General features: G+C 64.5%; 23 protein-coding genes and 1 pseudogene. 11 read left to right on the top strand and 13 right to left on the bottom strand.

All coding sequences use genetic code 11. The annotated features are described in order from the left end of the window. Positions 1–237: 237 nt before the first annotated feature. A complete protein-coding gene (locus tag P1K88_RS04280) occupies positions 238–627 on the top strand; it encodes an ArsR/SmtB family transcription factor (RefSeq protein WP_276412819.1) in 390 nt (129 codons plus the stop codon). A gap of 78 nt (positions 628–705) precedes the next feature. Here P1K88_RS04280 and P1K88_RS04275 read toward each other — a convergent pair whose 3' ends face one another. After that, on the bottom strand, positions 706–1,113 hold the full coding sequence (locus P1K88_RS04275; RefSeq protein WP_276412818.1) for an ArsR/SmtB family transcription factor: 408 nt from the start codon (positions 1,111–1,113) through the stop codon (positions 706–708). 911 nt (positions 1,114–2,024) lie between these two features. Between P1K88_RS04275 and P1K88_RS04270 the strand changes: the two genes are divergently transcribed. Together P1K88_RS04270 and P1K88_RS04265 are read left to right on the top strand one after the other, a co-directional pair. After that, positions 2,025–3,365: an ISH6 family transposase gene (locus tag P1K88_RS04270; RefSeq protein WP_276412816.1), complete on the top strand. Its 1,341-nt coding sequence runs from the start codon at positions 2,025–2,027 to the stop codon at positions 3,363–3,365. 15 nt (positions 3,366–3,380) lie between these two features. Then, positions 3,381–3,635 (top strand): annotated as a pseudogene (locus P1K88_RS04265) (IS5/IS1182 family transposase); the annotation flags it as partial. Between the two features lie 87 nt (positions 3,636–3,722). Here P1K88_RS04265 and P1K88_RS04260 read toward each other — a convergent pair. Continuing rightward, positions 3,723–4,013, bottom strand: a complete 291-nt coding sequence (locus P1K88_RS04260; protein ID WP_276412815.1) for a hypothetical protein — start codon at positions 4,011–4,013, stop codon at positions 3,723–3,725. A 471-nt stretch (positions 4,014–4,484) separates the two neighbouring features. Here P1K88_RS04260 and P1K88_RS04255 point away from each other — a divergent pair, with 471 nt between their 5' ends. From P1K88_RS04255 to P1K88_RS04245, 3 genes are all read left to right on the top strand, one after another. Beyond that, positions 4,485–5,153 carry a nucleotidyltransferase domain-containing protein gene (locus P1K88_RS04255; RefSeq protein WP_276412814.1) on the top strand — a complete coding sequence of 223 codons (669 nt, stop codon included), beginning with the start codon at positions 4,485–4,487 and terminating at the stop codon, positions 5,151–5,153. Then, positions 5,143–5,628: a DUF8154 family protein gene (locus tag P1K88_RS04250; protein ID WP_276412813.1), complete on the top strand. Its 486-nt coding sequence runs from the start codon at positions 5,143–5,145 to the stop codon at positions 5,626–5,628. Before P1K88_RS04255 ends, P1K88_RS04250 begins: the two co-directional genes overlap by 11 nt. Before the next feature lie 117 nt (positions 5,629–5,745). Next, positions 5,746–6,738, top strand: coding sequence for a transposase (locus P1K88_RS04245; protein ID WP_276412812.1), 993 nt, complete (start codon positions 5,746–5,748; stop codon positions 6,736–6,738). A 283-nt stretch (positions 6,739–7,021) separates the two neighbouring features. On the opposite strand, the gene P1K88_RS04240 is transcribed toward P1K88_RS04245, so the two are convergent. The 7 genes from P1K88_RS04240 to P1K88_RS04210 form a co-directional block, all read right to left on the bottom strand. Next, on the bottom strand, positions 7,022–7,372 hold the full coding sequence (locus P1K88_RS04240; RefSeq protein ID WP_276412811.1) for a rhodanese-like domain-containing protein: 351 nt from the start codon (positions 7,370–7,372) through the stop codon (positions 7,022–7,024). Positions 7,373–7,798: 426 nt separating this feature from the next. Beyond that, on the bottom strand, positions 7,799–8,341 hold the full coding sequence (locus P1K88_RS04235; protein WP_276412809.1) for an NUDIX hydrolase: 543 nt from the start codon (positions 8,339–8,341) through the stop codon (positions 7,799–7,801). After that, positions 8,338–8,745, bottom strand: a complete 408-nt coding sequence (locus P1K88_RS04230; RefSeq protein ID WP_276412807.1) for a hypothetical protein — start codon at positions 8,743–8,745, stop codon at positions 8,338–8,340. The genes P1K88_RS04235 and P1K88_RS04230 overlap by 4 nt, the downstream gene beginning before the upstream one ends. Beyond that, entirely contained in the window at positions 8,745–9,158 is a 414-nt protein-coding gene (locus P1K88_RS04225; protein ID WP_276412805.1) for a DUF5809 family protein, read from the bottom strand. Before P1K88_RS04225 ends, P1K88_RS04230 begins: the two co-directional genes overlap by 1 nt. Before the next feature lie 24 nt (positions 9,159–9,182). Then, positions 9,183–9,605 carry a DUF5810 domain-containing protein gene (locus P1K88_RS04220; protein WP_276412803.1) on the bottom strand — a complete coding sequence of 141 codons (423 nt, stop codon included), beginning with the start codon at positions 9,603–9,605 and terminating at the stop codon, positions 9,183–9,185. Between the two features lie 55 nt (positions 9,606–9,660). Beyond that, complete coding sequence (locus P1K88_RS04215) at positions 9,661–10,146, bottom strand: GNAT family N-acetyltransferase (protein WP_276412801.1); 486 nt, start codon at positions 10,144–10,146, stop codon at positions 9,661–9,663. A gap of 389 nt (positions 10,147–10,535) precedes the next feature. Beyond that, complete coding sequence (locus P1K88_RS04210) at positions 10,536–12,509, bottom strand: aconitate hydratase (RefSeq protein ID WP_276412799.1); 1,974 nt, start codon at positions 12,507–12,509, stop codon at positions 10,536–10,538. Positions 12,510–12,650: 141 nt separating this feature from the next. Between P1K88_RS04210 and P1K88_RS04205 the strand changes: the two genes are divergently transcribed. The 4 genes from P1K88_RS04205 to P1K88_RS04190 all read left to right on the top strand — a co-directional run bounded on the left by P1K88_RS04205 (position 12,651) and on the right by P1K88_RS04190 (position 15,079). Continuing rightward, complete coding sequence (locus tag P1K88_RS04205) at positions 12,651–13,115, top strand: deoxyuridine 5'-triphosphate nucleotidohydrolase (protein ID WP_276412797.1); 465 nt, start codon at positions 12,651–12,653, stop codon at positions 13,113–13,115. An 87-nt stretch (positions 13,116–13,202) separates the two neighbouring features. Next, on the top strand, positions 13,203–13,862 hold the full coding sequence (locus P1K88_RS04200) for a helix-turn-helix domain-containing protein (RefSeq protein ID WP_276412796.1): 660 nt from the start codon (positions 13,203–13,205) through the stop codon (positions 13,860–13,862). Between the two features lie 105 nt (positions 13,863–13,967). Next, positions 13,968–14,348, top strand: coding sequence for a methylglyoxal synthase (locus P1K88_RS04195; RefSeq protein ID WP_276412794.1), 381 nt, complete (start codon positions 13,968–13,970; stop codon positions 14,346–14,348). A gap of 41 nt (positions 14,349–14,389) precedes the next feature. Further along, positions 14,390–15,079, top strand: coding sequence for a hypothetical protein (locus tag P1K88_RS04190; RefSeq protein ID WP_276412793.1), 690 nt, complete (start codon positions 14,390–14,392; stop codon positions 15,077–15,079). Positions 15,080–15,564: 485 nt separating this feature from the next. Here the strand turns inward: P1K88_RS04190 and P1K88_RS04185 are convergent, their stop codons facing one another. The 3 genes from P1K88_RS04185 to P1K88_RS04175 are packed head-to-tail and all read right to left on the bottom strand — an operon-like array spanning position 15,565 to position 17,205. After that, positions 15,565–16,275: a DICT sensory domain-containing protein gene (locus P1K88_RS04185; RefSeq protein ID WP_276412792.1), complete on the bottom strand. Its 711-nt coding sequence runs from the start codon at positions 16,273–16,275 to the stop codon at positions 15,565–15,567. Positions 16,276–16,295: 20 nt separating this feature from the next. Then, positions 16,296–16,712, bottom strand: a complete 417-nt coding sequence (locus P1K88_RS04180) for a DUF7344 domain-containing protein (RefSeq protein ID WP_276412791.1) — start codon at positions 16,710–16,712, stop codon at positions 16,296–16,298. Between the two features lie 52 nt (positions 16,713–16,764). Next, the gene (locus tag P1K88_RS04175; protein ID WP_276412790.1) at positions 16,765–17,205 is read right to left on the bottom strand and encodes a DUF302 domain-containing protein; all 441 of its coding nucleotides are present in this window, start codon (positions 17,203–17,205) and stop codon (positions 16,765–16,767) included. A gap of 140 nt (positions 17,206–17,345) precedes the next feature. Between P1K88_RS04175 and P1K88_RS04170 the strand changes: the two genes are divergently transcribed. Continuing rightward, a complete protein-coding gene (locus P1K88_RS04170) occupies positions 17,346–18,494 on the top strand; it encodes an MBL fold metallo-hydrolase (RefSeq protein WP_276412789.1) in 1,149 nt (382 codons plus the stop codon). Between the two features lie 279 nt (positions 18,495–18,773). Here the strand turns inward: P1K88_RS04170 and P1K88_RS04165 are convergent, their stop codons facing one another. Then, complete coding sequence (locus P1K88_RS04165) at positions 18,774–19,814, bottom strand: YihY/virulence factor BrkB family protein (protein ID WP_276412788.1); 1,041 nt, start codon at positions 19,812–19,814, stop codon at positions 18,774–18,776. Positions 19,815–19,901 lie beyond the last annotated feature (87 nt).

The raw sequence follows: 19,901 nt of genomic DNA, 5'->3' as shown, positions 1-19,901 counted from the left end.
CGGTTCGGAGGGCCGACGGATCCGCATACAGCTGTTCCGGTCGGTCCGCCTCGCATCTAAGTCCCCGCGCCGTGTTTCACTGACCGCAACACCGGGCAGTGGCAGTGACGGCGATCCACAGCCCGTGTCACAGAGCCACAACACAATACTACTAGCCAGGGGGGTTCCTGGCGAAACAACGTCAGTTGACAGTAGGTTTGGGATGCTGTCGTGGGACAGTCTTACTCAGCGCAGAAGATGTCAGCCACCCACACGACAGCGACCGAGGACTCAGAGAGGGGCACGGACACGCTCCCGTCGAGAGAGATTCTCACGCGACTCAACGCAGCATACGCACAGGAGATCCTGGAGATGATCAGTACAGAGGCCAAGCCCGCCCGTGAGATCGCTATCGAGTGTGGCGCCTCCCGGGCGACGGTGTATCGACGGTTGAATTCCCTCGAGGAGGCAGGACTCGTCGAGACGGAGATGCAGTACGATGGCAGGGGTCATCATCGGACCGTGTTCAAAACGAACTTCGAATCGCTTGCCCTGGAGATGACCGTCGACGGACTCACGGTGACGTTTAGCGGCGCCGGTGGAGGCCACTCCTCGACCGGGTCGCGGCCATCGGCCGCTGGTGACTGAAGTTGGTAACGGTTGCAGTGTTCGGGAGAGCGTGGGGCGGGGTGCTAGCGTCCTGCTCGTTCACCACCAGACGCGGGGTCAGTCGTCACCGTTCGCCAGCCTGTCTACCGTGGGAGCAGTCGTGTTGGTCTCGACGGTGACGGTCCGTTCGTGACCGCCGGCGACAAGGACCAGCGGGGCCCCAGCCGGAGCGAAGACGTCCATCTCGACGCCTTTTTTCGAATACCACTGCTCGACGACGGTAATGAGGTTTGCCTCGAGAAGGTTCTCGACGTGATAGCCGACGTTCTGGATGGAGGTGTCGACCCGTTCGGCAAGTTCCGATTGCGTCGCCGGGTCTCGATACAGTTCTGCCAGCACGGCCCGGCTGATATCTGAGCCGAGCGTGGTAAATACTTCGTCGGCATCCTCGTCGTCGAGGGTGACGATCCGGGAATCCGGATCTGGGCGGTCGACGAGTGGTTTCTGTGGGAGCAGATGACTCATACACCGGTGTTGGGGACCACCCAACTGAAACGATTCCACTACATCTGTCGATACCGCTGCCGGAAGCGGGCTATACTACTAGCCTCTACCGTGGACATCGACTGGCCAAGAGAGCCAGCCGTGCGTAGCGAGGGAGCCATCGTCACCGATCTACGTCCCCCATGATTGTCGAGGCTCCCCAGCGTCGCGACGAGGGCAGCGACGTACCAGACATCCGGGAACACGCAGCGACAGCTCGAACGGTACAGACCCAGATAGCTGAACAGGGCAGGCCGACCTCGCAGAAGATGGGAGCGCAGTTCACGCAATCGTTCGATGAACGAGTTTTTCACCATCGGCAGGTTACTCATCAGTGGTGGCGATGACGAAATGTTACCCCCGCTGAGACACATTTTCTATTAATAGATTTGTGCGCTGGTGTGGAACCAGCTGTTCGTGTTGAATGTCAGTGGAGCATTTCGAAGACTCCGATTGTTGAGATGATTCGACAGACGTGCTGAATACAGCGCGCGAGTCTTGCACGTCGCAAACCGAGAATCGGGGTCGTCTGATTCGGTCAGTCCAGCGGTTGGAAATAACAATCTGGTTAGTGAGGAGTTCAGGTTATTGCGTTTGATTTTGTGCCCGCAAGGCCTTTCAAGAGGTTCACTATCATTGAGACATGACCTTGCGGCGTCTTGGCCAGTACGGCCTCGGTATCATTGGCATCGGTGCCCTTTCCACACTAATCGGGATTGCAACCGGAATCACACTCCAATGTGAAGTGGCAGGGTGTCCCCCATCGGCTGGTTCTGGCTTCCAAGGTATTGGAGTCCAAGGATTTGGTCGCGTCGCAAAGTCCTCTAGAGTTCAGTAGCAACTGGCTCCCGTGAGGAACGGGACGCCTCTGGTGTCCACCCAAGAGGTGTCCCATGCACGCCACAATCGACGTGCGGTTGACGATTAGCATCGACGAGGACAAAACGGTACCGCTCGCCACGCTCGCCGAGTTCATCACCGACCAGAACGTCGAATCAGTTCTTCTCGAAGGACTGGTCGAGAGCCTCGACGCGAGCCGCGTCGAGGCGCTCTGTGGTGAGAAACACGCTACTGGCAACGGTGACCGACGCTTCCAACGAGCTGGTACCGACACCCGTACAGCCGTCACAACCGCCGGTGAACACGACTTCGACCTTCACTACGTCGAAGATACCGCCGCTGACCACGACGAACCCAGCTACTTCCGCCCCGTCGAAGACGTTCTCGACTTCGACGGGCAAAACCGCTATCAGCAGGACATCGCCGCCAAAAGCGTCGATCTCGCCACCTCGCTCAGCTATCGGGATGCTGCTGACCACGGCGATGGCATCCTCCCGGAGATGCCGTCGCCGACCACCATCAACCGCCGCGCCAGAGAATACGGCAGCAAGCTCAAGCAGTTCCTTTCAGACTGTGTCGCTGACACAGACGCTGACGCTGTTATTCCTGACGGCACGAAGTGCCACAGTCAAGACGACGACCGCTCGTACCACTCCGTCCAGGCCACGCTCGGCGAAGATACTGCCGAGGAGTCGCGCTCCCTGCTGGATCTCTCGGTCAACGCTGACTGGGACGAAACAGCCGCCGAACTCGAAGACATCGACGCAGTCACTGACGACGCGACGGTCGTCAGTGACGCTGATGAGGGTATCGTCACGGCATTTACCGACGAAAATCGTAATCACCAACTCGATCTCGTCCACGTCGGTCGGACGCTTGATTACAACCTTTGGGACGACGGCGTGTTCTCCTTGGATCGGCGGAACGAGATCGTCTCGGAGGTGATCGACGAGGTGTTCCATCTGAAGAACTCGGTCGCTAAACACCGTCCAGACGAGGAGTTCGCGGCGATCCGCGAACGGATCGCGCGAACGACCGAGCGTATCGAGAAGACAGCGTGGCAGTTGGATCAGTACGGGTCAGAGAAGGCGGCGGGGTATCTTCGGCGGTGGCTGCCGTCAATCGTGACGTTTGCCGATCAGGCTGTCGAGGGGTTCGAGGTGCCGTGGACCTCGAACCCCGTCGAACGGTTGATGGGGGAGGTCAGCAAACGGTGCAAGAACCAGTGGATGCGCTGGACAACGGAGGGATTAGAGGCGATACTCCAGCTTCGGCTGGTGAAGTACGCTGATCCAGAGCACTACCAATCGTTCCTCGACGAACTGCTCCAGCGATCGACCAAAACAGCAATGAGCTGTGACCTCTCAATTGAGAGCACCAGAGGCAAACTCTAGACCGCTTTGCGACGCGACCAAAAGATTCGGGCGTTAGCCCGTGAGGAGAATCTTCGTCCGCTTATCAAACACCGAGAGTTCTCGGCACTTCACAGGGCGTGGAATGTTCGGCTGGATGACGATCTCTACGGTCAGCGCAGTCAGAACGAAACGGTGAACTCTCGCCTCAAGCGAAAATACGGCGCATTCGTCCGCTCACGGCACTGGTGGAAGCAGTTTCGTGAACTGGTCGTTGCCTGTCTCTCTCACAACATCGACCGATCACTCTAATTGGCAGATATAGGGTGTTAATAGAGGAATTGTTGACGCTATTGAGGGGAGAAGTAGTAGTGGTGTCCGTAAATAAGCCACACGTCGTCATTTGACGCCACGTACCACAACGAACCCAAGGATTAAAACCATTAAGACAACTCCAAAGAGGCTAAGAAACGGTATTTCATATAGATTACAGCCATCCGTCACGACCAAAATCCCTCCGTATACCTCCTCGATTCCCGGCAGCCCCGTCGATCCAGGAGAGCATTTCATGACCGTTCTTCCAGCATTAAAAATCACAAGTCCGACCGGTATTAGTAGCGCACCAAGAAAGAATAGACCTGCTAGCGATTCTCGCCTCGCAAGCAGGTCACGGAATACTACACGAGTCATGTACAGAACAAAAACCGTCTGTTATTTAATATTTGTTCCAGTTTATAACATGAGCCAACTGTTTCATTCGCACAATTGATGTATCGACTATTTACTCTGAGCATAGTGTCTGTGCAAAAGGATTTCAACAGAGCCGTCGTCTATTACAACGGGTGTAACGCCTGTACTATCTCGTACTGGGTCGTCATCGGGGTGCTTCTAATATTGGCCGGGATAACCATGTTCTCTGGCGAAATTATCCTGAATCGTCGCTCTGGTTCACCGAACTCGTAGGTTCTAAGAACTGACTGACGTTTGCGAGGTTTGCACACGCAGTGAGCAGCCGATTCGTTCGAGAGAGCGTGGAATGAAGGTGAGCGCCGTGCTGACTTGATCCTCTGTATCTTGCACGCGATTCATGTCTGTCTCTAAGGGTTCCACCTAAGCCTCAGGGAGGAGGCTTTATACGGAACCATTCCTAATAGGAATAGTATGCCCAATAGGAAAGAGACGACAACACTCGCTCTGGAGTATCCGTTTCCCGATGAGCGCGTCTTTCGGTATCAGGCGATGCAAGACGTGCTGTCGCGGTTGATTGAGGAGCCGTATGACGAATTCACTATTGGGCAGTTGGCTGAGATGGTCGACGGAAATCAGGCGACCGTCTCAAAGGCCGTCAAACTGCTCAAACAACTCGGTACTGTCCAAACGCGGCAAGAAGGCCGTAAGCAGTACGTGAGTATCCATCGTGACCGGCTCACGAAACCTGATCCAGTCTTATCTATCCCCCAGTCTGAATTTCACAAGCCCATCAGAGCCTTTGTCGACAGGGTTCAGGCAGAAGTTGATGATTTAGTTGGTGTGCTTCTCTTTGGCAGCGTCGCACGAGGCACGGCAGATCGCGCGAGTGACATCGACATTCTCGTCTTCGTTGAGGATGACAAGACAAAGGCTCGCCGAACTGTCCAGTCGATTGTGAGCACTCTCCAGCAAACGAAGTTTGTAGGTGACCGCTACAACTTCGAAGTCCTCGTTGAATCAACCGAAAGCGCGAAACGGATCGGCGATAGGCTACGGCAGCAGTTCGACGAGGGACTCATACTTGTCCGGTCTGAGCAACTCTCCGATATTCGTAGGGAGGTGTACGCGAATGGAGAATAACTCCGTCGTCAACGCACTCGAGGCTTCCGAGCGTAGCTTCGAGCAAGCGCCCCGGAACGTCGAAGAGGGGCTCGATGTCGAGGAGGCCGAACTCGTACAGTTACGTCGGGCGTGTCGACTTCTGGCAGCTGCGTCTCGTCTCCTTGACGACGGCTACTATACGGTCGTCATTGAGTCATCATTCGTGGCGATCGAGCGGACAATCCAGTTCCGACTGATCCACGACGGCGCAATGGAGGCTTCCGAAGTAATCAGCAGTCACCGGAGACTCTACAAGCGAGGTGCAGAGGTCGGACTCTATGATGATGCATTTGGGGAGCGACTAGCCGAACTGTGGAACCAAAACCGGACGAAAACGTACTACCGACTCGGAATTGCTACCGAGGCGCAAGCAGAGGCGATGCACGAACTCGCTACGGAGATGCATCGAGACCTGGTTGACGGGAGTCGAGTACGTCACGAGTGTCTCTGCTGACCGCAATGGTCGGTCTCTCATACCATCGGTCCCGGCTTGGCTGTTAATCTAACCGACATACCGAGGGTGTCATAGAACGATTACCACACCAAAGAGCAGGGTGAATGCTGAGATGGTATGGCCTCAGCGACCCTGCAAGATGATCCTTCGGTAGAGACGTTTTTCAATGTCGCGGAGACCGAGACGTTAGCGCTGTTTGAGCATCTCTCCTTCGAGTTTCTCGAAGAGTTCGACGTGTTCGCCCCGGCGCAGACGGGGCGAACACGAGAGCACGAACCACCAGAGATGATGCGTGGGTTCCTCCATTGTTACTACCACGATATCTACGGCATCCGTCCCGTTGAACGAGAGCTTCGGAACACGGTTGTCTGGTTGAGCTGTGGCTTCGATCGACCGCCGTCGAGAGACGCGGTCGATCGCTTTCTCACCGACCTCGAACACGTTGTTGACGATGTCTTCGACAACCTCGTCGAGCAGGCCGCCCGCCGCGGCCTGCTCGACTTGACCTACTGCATCGATTCAACGGATATCAGGGCGTTGCCAGCCGATCAAGACGCGTCGAAGTGCTACGATCCAACCGCCGAAGAGTACTACCACGGATACGGCTGCACGATCGTTTCGACCGGGGCAAAGATCCCAATTGCAGCAGAGTTCACCGAGAGTAAGCAAGCACCAGAGGAGACGGCGATGCGCGTCACGTGTGACGCGCTCGCCGTCGCCAAGCCGATGTGGATGGTCGGTGACAGTGCCTACGACACACTCGACTGGCACGACCGCCTGCTGGCCGCAGGGGTCGTGCCAGTCGCCCCGTACAACGCGCGAAACACCGACGAGCCGAAAGATATCGAGTACAGAGTCGAAGACCGCATCACCGAACACAGCGAGGATGTACGGCTGAAGCAATCGACGCTAGACGAGACGTACAATCGCCGCACAGGAGTCGAGCGAACTAACGAATCAGTGAAGGACTGCGGCCTCGGGCGAACGCACGCCCGAGGCCGTGTCCACGCGCGAGCACAGGTGTTTCTCGCGTTGTGTCTTCGTCTCGTCGTCGCAATCACCAACTACGAACGCGGAGATAATCCAGGAAGTACCGTGATCACGGTGTGAGAACTCTTCTATGACACCCTCGACATACCTGCTTTCAGATTCATCGAGTGGGCCCATCTAACTCATTTTGGTGGTCGGTTTCTGTTATAGGTCGAGCCGGAGTGCCGTTGCTTCTCGCGCTACTCTCAATCACGACTCGATAATAGACGAACTTTTCACCGATGAAGGGATACCAGGTGATGGTGGCGATGACGAGATGTTACCCCCGCTCAGCCCCGTGTGATGAGAGCGTTTTCGACCGAGCCACCACGATCCAACACTGAGCGACGGCGCGCCGGACCGCTCAGAACGGGGCTTCGGGGCCCTCGTCGGCGGTCTCGTCGCCGCCAGCCTCCAGCGGGCCGTCCCACCCGTCGAGCCCGGGAGCGAAGCTCTCGACGTCGCCGTCGAAGCCCTCGTAGGAGGCGATGAGGCGGGCGGCCTGGACGCTCGACTCGCCGTGCGGGCAGACGGTCACGACGTGGTCTGTGCCGGTGAACCGTTCTACGTCGCCGACGAGCGTGGGAAAGGGCACGTTCTCGCTGCCGGGGATGTGGCCGCGTGCGAAGGCGGCCGGCGAGCGGATGTCGACCACGCGGACGCCGTCCCGAGAGAGGAGCGTTTTCAGTTCCTCGAGGCCGATTTCACCGTCCATGTGGCACCGATAGCAGTCGACGCGTAAACGGTCTTCGGACGACACCAGACCGTCGGCCCGGGCGAGCAAGGGCGGCGCCAGAGCGTTCTCCACGGGCGGTCCATCGGCCCGCGCCCGGGACAGCGCCGCGTCGACTGGCGCGGTGACCGTCTCGACGTCCCCGTCGTCCTCCGGGTCGGGGTCGCCGGACGTGAGGGGCGTCGCGACGAAGCCGTGGCGGTAGTACCGGAGCCGCCCCGACAGAACAGGACTCGACGTGGGGTCAGCGTCCCGGCGCGGTAGCCGGTCTCCGCTTCGAGCTCGTGGCGGGCGGCCACACGGGGGACGCGTCGGGTTCAACGCCGCCGGTCGGCAGTTCCAGCGTGCCGGTTCGTGCGGGGGCGGTGCTGGTCGACGAAGGGGAGGTCGTTCAGGCCGATCGGTCGGTCACAGGAGACCCTCGGCGCGCGCCAGCAGGATGCCTTCGATGGTGGCGTCGTTGGCGGGTTCGCGCCGGGCCACCTCGAGCGCCTCGTCGACGGGAACCGTCGTCACCTCGAGGAACTCGTTGCTGTCCAGATCCGCCTCGACCGGTTCGAGGCCCTCGGCGAAGACGATGCCCCGGCGATGACGCAACACGCCGGTCGAGCAGTAGAAGTCCTCGAGCAGGGAGACGCCGGCGGGGTCGAATCCGGTCTCCTCGCGGAGTTCGCGGGCGCCGGCGGTCGTGTAGGACTCGCCGTCCTCGACGATGCCGGCGGGGAGTTCCAGACATTGCTCGCGGATGGTCGGGCGGAACTGGTCGACCATGACCAGTTCGTCGCCGGTCGTCGCGACGACGACGACGGCGTCGGGGAGTTCGGCCCAGTAGTAGTCCTTCTCGGAGCCGTCGGGCTGGCGGACGCGGTCGTAGCCGCCGGTGTACCAGCCGGTCTCGTACTCTGCCTCGGATTCGACCACGGGCCACTCGTGGGACGGGTCGCGGCTCATACCGGCTGTGTGACCGCGACGTGGTAAAGCGTGCCGTTGTGACGGACCCGGACCTGCTCGCCGTCGGTCGCGGCGGGGTACTGCTGGCTGAGGGCGTCGTGTTCGTCGAACGGCGAGTGGGTGAACGCGCCCTTGAGTCCGACCGGGCCGCGCCAGTAGGGTCCCGACCGGCCCGCCTCGTCGGCCGTCGCGTTCGACAGCGCCGTCGCCGTGAACGGGTAGAACTGGGCGTCGAGGGCGGTGCTGTTGACCGCCGTGACGTTCGAGCTCTGGTCGTCGACGGGCGTCGCGACGACGTAGAAGGGGTCGCCGGACTTGAGCAGACTCGGGACCGCCCCCAGCGCCAGCAGGAGGACGAGTACCACCGTGAGGCCGACCAGGAGGTCGCGCGTGACCCGCCGCATCAGACGACCCCGTCGTAGATGCGACCGAAGGCCTGCCGTCGGAGCGTCCCGACGGCCGCGCGGCGCTCGCCCTGGTAGGTCGCGGCGACGGCCTCCCCGGCGAAGGGTGCGGCGTGCCAGGCCACGTTGTCGACGTTCTCGGCGCCGACGACGGTCACCTCGAGGTCGGCGTCGGCGCGCCAGTCCTCGAACTCCGCGCGGGTGCCGACGGTGACCGCGAGCGACTCGGCAAAGAGGACGTCACGCGCGGTCTCGACCACCTCGCCGGTGATCCGCTTGCGGTACTCGTCGGCGTCCAGACCCATGGCCTTCGCGACTTCCTTGACCACGACCTGTGCGGTCGGCCCGAGCGCCTCGTAGCGCTCGCGCGCCGCCTCGGCCGTCGTCGGCGAGAACTGCCCCTCTGTCTCCATGGACGGCGGTAGGACCTCGCGGGACTACTCGGTTTCGTCTCCGGACCGCTCGTTCGGCGCTCCGTCGCCCGGTTCTCCACGGTCGGTCCCCTCGTCGTCCCGGAGCATCGCTTCGGTCAGGTCGCGGGCCTCCGCGAGCACGTCGCGGTCGGCGTCCGAGAGCGACCGCTGGTCGTGGCCGTGCCCGGGACCGTGCGCGTGCTCGCGACCGTGGCCCTCGTGCCCGCCGGTCGTGTCCTCGAACACCTGCGGGTAGTCGGCCTCGCTGGCGTGCTCGACGACGACGTCCGCGAGGCCGGCCTCGCCCAGCTGGCCCCAGTCGGGGACGCGGTCGTCGAGCCACGCCTCGTGGTCGTCACCGCCCGTCAGCGCGGTGAAGGCGAGGTGGTTCGCGAGGTGCTCGGCGTCGGCCTGTGGCTGGTCGCACACTGGACAAGCGTACCCCATCGTGTCGTACCCGTAGGGCCGGAGGCGTAAATCTGGCCGGGTCTCGCGGTGGCGCTCAGAGCAGGCGGACCATCACGAGCGCGTCGTTCCCGTTGCTGTAGTAGTTCGGGATGGTCTTGCGGTGTTCGAAATCGAACTGCCGGTAGAGTCGGCGAGCGCCGTGATTGTCGGCCCGGACCTCGAGCTTGACGGACCCGGCGCCGGCCGCAGAGATGACCGCGACGGCGCGGGACAGGAGCGCCGTCGCCACCCCCTGCCGGCGGCACTCGGGCCGAACCGCGAGGTCCTTGACGTGACCCAGCGGCGTGCCGTGGTTGGGAACCGTGTCGGCGATGACGTAGCCCGCGACCGCCGGCAGGGTCTCGTCGTCCGTCTCGGCGACCAGGAACCCGGGTTCGCCCAGATAGCTCTCGAGTGCCGAGAACGGCCAGGGCTGGGGGAACGCGGACTGCTCGAGGCGGTGGATCTCGAGCAGGTCTGCCCGCCGGGCCTGACGGATGGCGGGCACCTCGACGGCGTCGTCGGGCGCGGTCGTCGTCACGTCCCGACGTAGGACGGGTGCCTACATAGATGTTGTCGCCGGCCGGAGCACCACGGTGCCGACGGGTCGTTCTTACGATTGATAGTCGGGCGTGGGGAGTGAACGCCCCCCCTGCGGGCCGCAAGATTGATACGTATCACCGTCGAAGCTCAGAGTGCACCCACTTTGGGTGCCACCACCCCCACCCCCACCCCTCTTTCAGTATCCCCCCCTCTCGAGCGAACGCGACGACCAGTGTACCGACAGAGACCCTCACAGCGACGGCGCTGGGCGCGTTGACCCGCCAGTGGCGCGGACCGGCGACAGACCGCGACCCGACACGGCACAGCGGCCGACGGCCGCGCCGCTCCGGGGTCGGCCGGCGAAAAATGCGGTGGTTCGACGTACCGTCAGTCGTCGGCGGGCGCGGCGCCGCCCTCGTCGTGCTGCATCTTCGTGTGGGGCAGCTTGCCGCCGTCGGCGAGGATCTCGCGTTCGCGCGGCGAGGCGTCCAGCGTCGCGGTCGCCTCCCAGTCGTCGTTGATGCGGATGGTGAACTCCTCGGCGCCGTCGCGGACGGCCTCGGCGACGTCGTCGACGATCTCGATGTCGTCGCCCTGCTCGATCCGTTCGTAGGTTTCCTCGTCGATCTCGAGCGGGACGATACCGAAGTTGAACAGGTTCGCCTTGTGGATGCGGGCGAAGCTCTGGGCGAAGACGGCCTCGATGCCGAGGAACATCGGACAGAGGGCCGCGTGCTCGCGCGAGGAGCCCTGGCCGTAGTTCTCGCCGGCGACGAGGACGCCGCCGTCGGCGTCGAGCGCGCGCTGGGCGAACGTATCGTCGACGCGCGAGAGCGTGAACTCCGACAGTTTCGGCACGTTCGACCGGTACATCAGGATGTCCTGGGTGGCCGGGATGATGTGGTCCGTGGTGATGTTGTCCTCCATCTTCAGGAGGGTCTCACCGCCGACCTCGGACTCGAGCGGGTCCTTCAGCGGGACGTCCCCGATGTTCGGGCCCTTGATGAGCTCGTCGTCGACGGCCTCGTCGGGCGCGATGAGGTCGGACTCCGAGTTGCCGATGTACGAGTCGGGCATCTCCAGGCCGGGTGCTTCCAGGTCGCCAAGCTCGTCGGCGAGGTTGCGCGGGTCGACGATCTCACCCTTGAGCGCCGCGGCGGTGGCCACCTCGGGCGAACAGAGGTAGACGTTGTCGTCCTCGATGCCCGAACGGCCCTCGAAGTTGCGGTTGAAGGTCCGCAGCGACACCGAGTCGCTCGCGGGCACGTGACCGATGCCGATACAGGCACCACAGGTCGCCTCGGAGAAGTTGACGCCGGCGGCCATCATCTCCGCGGTCCAGCCCTCGCGGGCCAGCATCTCGGAGGCCTGCTTCGAGCCGGGGGCGACGATCATCTCGGTCTTCTTGTCGATGTTACGGCCCTCCAGCATCTTCGCGGACGGGAGGATGTCCTCGTAGGCGCCGTTCGTACAGGAGCCGATGATGACCTGCTCGACGTCGACGCCCTCGACCTCGCTGACGGGCACGACGTTGTCGGGCATCGACGGCGTGGCAATGAGCGGTTCCAGCTCCGAGAGGTCGACGACGATCTCGTCGTGGTACTCGGCGTCGTCGTCCGGGACGACTTCCTCGTAGACGTCCTCGCGGCCGAGCCGTTCGAGGTAGTCCTTGGTGTTCTCGTCCGTCGGGAAGATGGAGGAGGTGGCACCGAGCTCGGTCCCCATGTTGGTGATCGTGGTCCGCTCGGGGACGGTGAGCGTCTCGACGCCGGGGCCGGTGTACTCGAGTACCTTGCCGACGCCGCCTTTCACCGAGAGGCGACGGAGCAGTTCTAAGATGACGTCCTTCGCGGTCGCCCACTCGGGGAGCTCGCCCTCGAGGCGGACGTTGACGACTTCGGGCATCTCGATGTAGTAGGGGCCGCCACCCATGGCGACGGCGACGTCGAGGCCACCGGACCCGATGGCGAGTTCGCCGAGGCCACCGGGGGTCGGCGTGTGGGAGTCCGAACCGAGCATCGTCTTGCCGGGCTCGGCGAAGTTCTCCTTGTGGACGTTGTGACAGATACCGTTGCCCGGTCGCGAGAAGTGGGCCCCGAACGTGCCGGCCGCGGAGCGCAGGAAGCGGTGGTCGTCGGTGTTCTTGAAGTCGAACTGGTAGGTCTGGTGGTCACAGTACTGGGCGGCCAGTTCCGTCTGGACCTCCTCGAGGCCCAGCGCCTCGAACTGCAGCCAGACGAGCGTCCCGGTCGTGTCCTGTGTGAGCACCTGGTCGATTTCGATCCCGATCTCCTCGCCGGGTGTCAGCTCCCCTTCGACGAGGTGGTCGTCGAGAATCTTTTCCGTGAGTGTCTGTCCCATAACAGTTCGACAATCGACGGCGCGCGCGTATAAATCCCGCGTATTCCTCCCTATTTTGCGTGCAGTTTCTCCCGCGGCCGTCCGGCGATTCAGCGTAGCGAAGACCGGCAAGCCTATCGGTCGGCCGGTCGGACCGGCGGTATGTTCAAGAGCGGGCAGTTCGTCGCGGAACGACTCGAGGGACTTCGAGACTCGCAGGTCCAGCCCAACGGCGTGGACCTGACGCTCGAGGCGGTCTACGAACAGGTCGAACCGGGTCGCATCGAACGTGGCGGGAAGACCATCGGCGAGCGGCGTGAGTGCGAGGCCGACGACGGCGTCTACCACCTCGACCCCGGTGGCTACGTCGTCGAGTACGCCGACCAGGTCGTCGTCCCGGAGGGTCACGTCGGCTTCCTCTACCCGCGCTCGTCGCTGCTTCGCAACTCCTGTATGCTGGATACGGCCGTCTGGGACGCGGGCTACGAGGGGCGTGGCGAGGGACTGCTCGAGGTGCATCACCCGATCGAACTCGAGACGGGCGCCCGCATCGCGCAGCTCGTGCTGGCCGAGGCCGCTCACGAGGGGACCTACGAGGGGTCCTACCAGCACGAGAACCTGGACTGAGGGCGTCTGGCGGCCCGGAGCCGCCCCTGCCCGAACGTGTTGGTTCGTTGATTGGGTTTTATCACGGTTCACCCCCCACAAGAGAACATGATAGTCGATTTTCACGTCCCGGCCTCGTTCCTCCAGCACACGGCCGTCGAACTCCCCGAGGCGTCCGCCCGCATCCGGCAGCTCCACTGTGCCAGCGACGGGTGCCGGACGGTGGTCGCGTTCGGGTCGGTCGACCGCGGGAGCCTGGAGGAGGCACTGACCGCCGACGGGAGCGTCGGCGGGATGACCCACGTCTCGACGACGCGGCCGGGCCACCTGTACTCGCTTGACACCCAGGACCACGTCGTGACGACGATGGGACGGGGCCTCGTAGGCGGGAACAGCGTGTTCGAGGGCGCCCGACGGCAGGACGACTCGTGGGCCGTCAGGGCCCAGTTCCCGAACAAGGGGACGGTGCTCGCGTTCAGGGACGAACTGGCCGACAGCGGCGTCGAAGTCGACATCCAGTCGTTCACCGAGGACGCCGAGGTACCGACCCAGTACGGCGTCACCGACCCCCAGCGGGAGGTGCTCTTGCTGGCCTTAGACGAGGGGTATTTCACCGTCCCCCGGGACGCTTCGCTGTCGGACCTCGCTGACGACCTCGGCATCTCGAGTCAGGCGGCCTCCGAACGACTGCGCCGCGGGACGCGTTCGTTGCTCGAGAACACGCTCGCGAACGGCGGGGGGCGACTGGTCGAGTCACACCTGCAGTAGCCACGCTCGCGCGGCGGGGCCCAGCGGCCGACGGCGGAAAGCGACGACGCGCCGGCGGCCCGCCGTACCCGACCACCTTTACTCGTGCCCCGCCACAGTCGGGCCATGACGCGCGTCGCGCTCATCGCCCACGACGACGAGAAACCGGAGATGATAGATCTGGTCCAGGAGTACGAGGAGCTCCTCTCGACGTTCGAACTCGTCGGGACCGGCACGACCGGCCAGCGCATCATCGACGAGACGGAGCTCGACGTCGAACGAAAACAGAGCGGGCCCATCGGCGGGGACGCACAGGTCGGCGCCGAGGTGGCCGACGGGGCCGTAGACGCCATCGTCTTCCTCCGGGACCCGCTGACCGCCCAACCCCACGAACCGGACATCACGGCGCTGTTGCGCATCTGTGACGTCCACGACGTGCCGATGGCGACGACCCGGGCGGCAGCGGAGTTCGTCCTCGACGGCCTCGAGCGCCGCGGGTCGGCGTGACCGCCGCAAGGGCTACTATCGTCCGGTCCTGAAAGGCAGGTGTGACACGACGTGCCATCGAACGTGGGTTCGAACGCTACCTCGCGGACCTCGTCGAGGAGACGTACGACGCCTTCGACGTGGCCGCCGTCATCCGGGGGTCACGGGGTGGGGGGAGTAAAGTCGTGAGCAAACTGCTGAAAAACAGCCGCCCGCTGGAGCGCCACGTCGTCCGGCCGAGGCTCACAGATTACGAGCGGACCATCAGTCGACAGTTCGAGACGGTCGTAGACTACGCGGCCGGCGACGCGCCCTTCGAGACCTACGCCGACGAGATTCTGGCACACGACATCTACTGGGACGCCCTGCGAGAGGGGGTCCGGGACGAGCGCCGACAGGCGGTCCGCGACCGGTTGCTGGCCCGCCAGCGCGCCTTCGGGGACGACATCGCTCCCATCGTCGACGCCGAGAGCGACGAGTTCGTCGCCGCCGTCGCCGAGGCCTACGGCCGGACGGCCGCCGTCGACCTCGTCGAGGAACATCTGGCGTTCAGCGCGCCGCTACACGAGGAGCGAAGCGTCTTCACCTTCGAACTGGACATCGACCCCGGCGACGTCCTGGGCGGCCTCGCACGGGCGCTCCCGTCGTTCTCGGTGGAGTTTACCGACGAGGCGCTGCGGTCGATGCGTCGCGCCGAACGGCAGGTCATCCCCCAGGCCGTCGCGGAGATAGAGCGGGCCTACCAGTCGTGACTGGGCGGGCGAGTGCATGGAGTGGAGTGGGACGGCCCCCCGCTGGCACGGCGCGGGACCGTCGAAGTACGCGAGTGAGGAAACGATGGGGGTCACCCCATCGCCTGCTGACTGACGTCCTCTGACTGACACGGCAGGCACAGTTTGGTCCGGACGGAGCCCGGTTCGTGACTCCGAACTGGCATGTGCATGACAGCGAGCCCCGCGAGCGCGTCGGCCCGACGGGGTCGCCGACCCAACCTCCTGCCGGTGTCGGTGTATCGCATCGCGCGGTAAATAACCTACGGAATATGTTACTTCTATCCCGAGTGAATCTTTCCACCGATTCTCAACGTCCAGCAAGTGGAGATGCCGGCAGTACGCCGGGCGGTGAAATGGTCCGGTTCCCGATACGTTCTCGGGCAGACCGGACACACGCCGGTAGCCATCGTCGGGAACGGTCGGGTGGCCGGACTCGGCGTGGCGCCCCGGCGTGAGGCGGTCTCTCAGGGGAGCGAGTCGGTGGCGGTGGCGACCAGCGTCGGGTCGTAGGTCCAGAACCCGCGGTACCGGTCCGGACTGTACTCCTCGGCGACGAGGCCACAGGCCTGGAGCGCGTCCCCGCCGCCGTCGAACAGGAGGAACCAGTACCGGCCGACGGTGTCGGCCGGGGCCGTGTGGAGGGTCAGTGGCCCCGGGTCGAAGTCGTCGTCGACCGTGTCCGCCCGCAGGTAGACGTGGACGTCGAGGTCGGTCGTCGCGGCCAGCTCGCGGTACATCTCGCGCTGGCGCTCGAACGCCCGTCGGCGCTGGAACCCGGCCCGGAGCGTCCCCCGGCCGACCCGCCAGGCCCGGTCCTCGATCTCGCGAGAAGTCGCGAGCAGCTGTCGGCGGTCGAGCGAGACGAACAGCGTGTCGTCGAGCAGGTCGAAGATGGCCCGGTACCCGGAGTCGGTCTCGCCCAGTTCCCACGGCGGGTGGACGGTCGGCGCGAGAAAGGAAAGCAGGTCCTCGAGCGCGAGGGCGCCGAGGAACTCGTCGCCGTCACGGACGACGACGAACCCGGCCGGGACGGCCGCTGGTGACTGGCGCACCAGGACGAACGCGTTCCGCGTCGAGAAGCGCTCGGCGAGCTCGGTCCCGGCGTCAGTCGGCGTGTAGATGATGATGGTCTTCCGGGCGTCGGCGACAGCCTCGAGAAGCGAGTCGAACGGCATGTTCGGCACTCACCCGGCGGTCATTCGGTCTGCCGATCGCTCCGGTCGAGGACCCGTTCGTACTGTTCGGCGAAACGGATGGCGTGCTCGACGGGGTCGGCGAGCGATTCGAGGTGGACCTCGCTCTCCCGGTCGTCGAACGCCACGAGACCCATGTCGTCCAGCAGTGGCAGATGCGCGTGGACGAGCTCGATTTTCACCTGTGCCCACTCGTCGGGACCGGACGGGCCGTCGATTGTGGTCTGCCACCCGACGATGATGTCGGTCAGTTCGTCGACGGAGATGTTCGGCCGGTCGAGCAGGATAGAGAGGACGTGACATCGACGGGTGCCTGCCAGCGCCTTGAACAGCTGTGACGGAGGTGGGGCTACGTCGTCACCGAGCTCCCAGGAGTCCACCCCGGACAGGAGGTCGGGACCGTCGCGTTCTCGTTCCATCAGTGTGCTAATAAATTTGGCGACCGACGGTTTATACCTTACCCCCACGGCGTCAGAGGTTCGAGAACGCGGCTTCGACGTACTCCCCGGTCTCTGCGACGATGTCGGCCATCGCCTCGTCGTCGGGCGCCATCCCGACGAGGCGCGCGATCCGCATGATGCTGACGTGGTAGACGACCTGGACGCCCGGCCGTTCCTCCCAGACGACGACGTTACACGGGAACAGCCCCCCGATTCGGTTGTCGGAGGCGTCCAGCGCCTTGTCGGCGACGGTCGGGTTGCAGGCCCCGAGCACGGAGTAGGGGTCCCGGCCTGCGTCGACCTTCTCGTTGAGGAGGTCCGAGGCCGAAAACTCGACGGGGAAGCCAAAGCCTGCGTCGGCGAAGGCCTCGCGGACGTGGTCGACGGCCGCCTCGTGGTCCATCTCCAGGGTCGCGCGCTTCTCGCCGATGTCGTCTGCCGCGAGCGCAGTGGGGTCGATTGGGAGCGTCATCGTCCGACATGTCGTTCGAGTGTCTCAAAACTGTTTGGCTGGCCTGCGCGCGACACCCGGCCGTGGGCCGGGTCGTCGGACCCGCCCCTGCCCGGTCGACGGGGAATACGTACAAAACCGTCTACGACGTAGGCCGGGTCATGTTCGAAGTCATCACCGCTCGCCAGCTCGCAACGATGCTCGACGCCGGGACCCCGTTTACGCTCGTGGACACGCGCCCGAGCGAGAGCTACGAGGCGTGGCACGTCCCGGGCGCCGTGCACTTCCCGTTCGGCCCGACAGAGGAGCTCACCGAGAGCCGGCTCCCCGAACTGACCGCCCTGGTCGGGTACGAGGACCCCGTCGTGACCATCTGCGGGAAGGGCGTCACGTCGGCGAACCTCGCGGTGAACCTAGACCGGCAGGGCTTCGACGAGGTGTTCGCCGTCGGCGGCGGGATGCGCGAGTGGAACGAGCTGTACGAGACGGCCTCCCGCGAACCGGACGACGACCTGGTCGTGGTCCAGTTCCAGCGCCGGGCGAAGGGGTGTCTCTCCTACCTCGTCGGGTCGCGCACAGCGGGCGAGGCCGTCGTCGTCGACGCCGGGCGCCACACCGACCAGTACATCGTGCGGGCGGCGGAGCTGGGGCTGGACATCACCCGGACGCTCGACACGCACGTCCACGCCGACCACGTCAGCGGCGGCCGGGCGCTGGCCGACCGACTGGGCGTGCCCTACCACCTGGGCGCCGACGCGACCGACCGGGACGTCGCCGTCGACTACGCCCCGCTGGCCGACGGCGAGTCCGTCCCCGTCGGCGACCGCGACCTGACCGCGCTGTCGACCCCCGGTCACACCTCCGAGATGACGAGCTACCGCCTCGGAGACCACGCCGTCCTGACCGGCGACGCGCTGTTCGTCGACTCGCTGGGCCGGACCGAGCTCCAGTTCGGCGACGAGGGCGCCGCCGAGGGGGCGCGGATGGCCTACGGGACGCTCCACGACGTGTTCGGTTCCCTCCACGAGGACCTGCTCGTCCTGCCGGGACACGTCGACGTCGACGCGGACGGCCGCTTCAGCGTCGGGGAACCGGGCGCCCTCGTCGGCGAGCGACTGGGGTCGGTCAGGGCGGCCCTGGACCTGTACGGCCTCGACGAGGCGACCTTCGTCGACCGGATGACCTCGACGGACGCCGAAAAGCCGGCGAACTACGAGCGCATCATCCGCATCAACCGGGGCGTCGAGACGCTCGCCGACCCCATCGACGCCATCGACGTCGAGACGGGGCGGAACAACTGCGCGGTGTGACCGACCAGCAGTGCGAGCCGTGGCGCACATTCACAGCGCGTTTCGCCCCTGGCAGATGGAGAGCCGGCACGGGCACACAGCGGGACCGGACGAGGTCGAGCGACAACGACCGACGGCCGCTCGAGAACTGCGTCGAGACGGCCATCGCCCACCGATTCCGGCGGGTCTCCATCCCCCTCGTTGCCGGCCGCAGCGGGGCGTGGCTGCTCCGGGTCACCGCCGTGGGCGGCCCGAACTGGCCGGCGAGCGCCGCCGTCGGGGCGGTTCCGGGGAGCGGCGTCACTCGCCCTCGTTTGGCCACCACCGGAGCGTGAGCGCGACGGAGGTATCGAGTCCGAAGACGGCCGTCGCCTGCTCGATGCTCGCCCGCTGGGGACCGTCGAGGACGAACCGCTCGCCGCCGAGCTCGACGACCATCGTCCCCAGTGTCGCGTCGACGGCCGCCTCGAGTGCCTCGAGGTCGGCGACCAGTTCGGCCCGGTCGATGCTGTCGACGCTCTCGCCTTTGCGCCGCGGCACGCCTCCGAGCACCGGCGTGATGTCGACGTCGTTGGACCGGTTCGAGAGCACGGCGTTGATGGCCGCCCCGAGCAGGACGACCAGGCCGATGACGTAGAGCCAGGTCAGGAGCACGAGGATGCTGGCGATGATGTTCCCGCCCGTGCCGCCGGCCTTGAACGTGGTAAAGAGCGCCTGGGCGACGGTGACGCCGACGGCGGCGAAGGCCGCGCCGGGGACGACCTCGACGACCCCGACGTCGAGGTCCGGGAAGACGTAGTACATCGGGTAGAAGACGACGAAAAGGCCCAGGACGGTGGCGGCGACACGCGCCAGCGCGAGGCCGGGGCCGCCGCCGTCGAGAGCCACCAGGCGGCCGAGCAGACTCGTCGCGACGACGGCCAGGGCGACGGTGACGAGCAACAGGAGGCCGTCGCCGATCTGGTCGGCGAAGGAGTTCTCGGCCTCGCTCTCGTAGATGTCGGAGAACGCGGTATCGAGGCCCCGGAAGATGCGGAGCGCACCCCAGACGAGGAAGGCCACGCCGAGCACTGAGACGGAGGCGTCGGCCTCGGCGAGTCCCTGCTGGATGACGCCGCTGGCCTGTTCGGTCAGCACCGCCTCCATGATGCGGACGATAGAGTCCGAGAGGGCGACGTTCTCCGTCCGCTGGACGATGGTGAGCAAGAGGAGCAAGAGCGGCAGGATCGAGAGGAAGGCGTGGTAGGCGATCGACCCGGCGAGGAAGGTCAGCTTCTCGGTGCGGACCTCGTGGACGATGGCCCGGAGTATCTCGGCGACGCGGGCACGGCGACCTGACATGTCGGTGTCGTTCGTCGGGCGGCCTCAAATAGTCGCCGGCGGGACGGCCGTCGAGCGCGCCGGATGGCGGTGGCCAGCGGACGCGCC

Source organism: Haloarcula halobia (assembly GCF_029338255.1).
Taxonomy (GTDB): Archaea; Halobacteriota; Halobacteria; order Halobacteriales; family Haloarculaceae; genus Haloarcula; species Haloarcula halobia.
The sequence above is the reverse complement of the archived record's forward strand: the minus strand, read 5'-3'. Positions and strand labels throughout refer to the sequence as shown.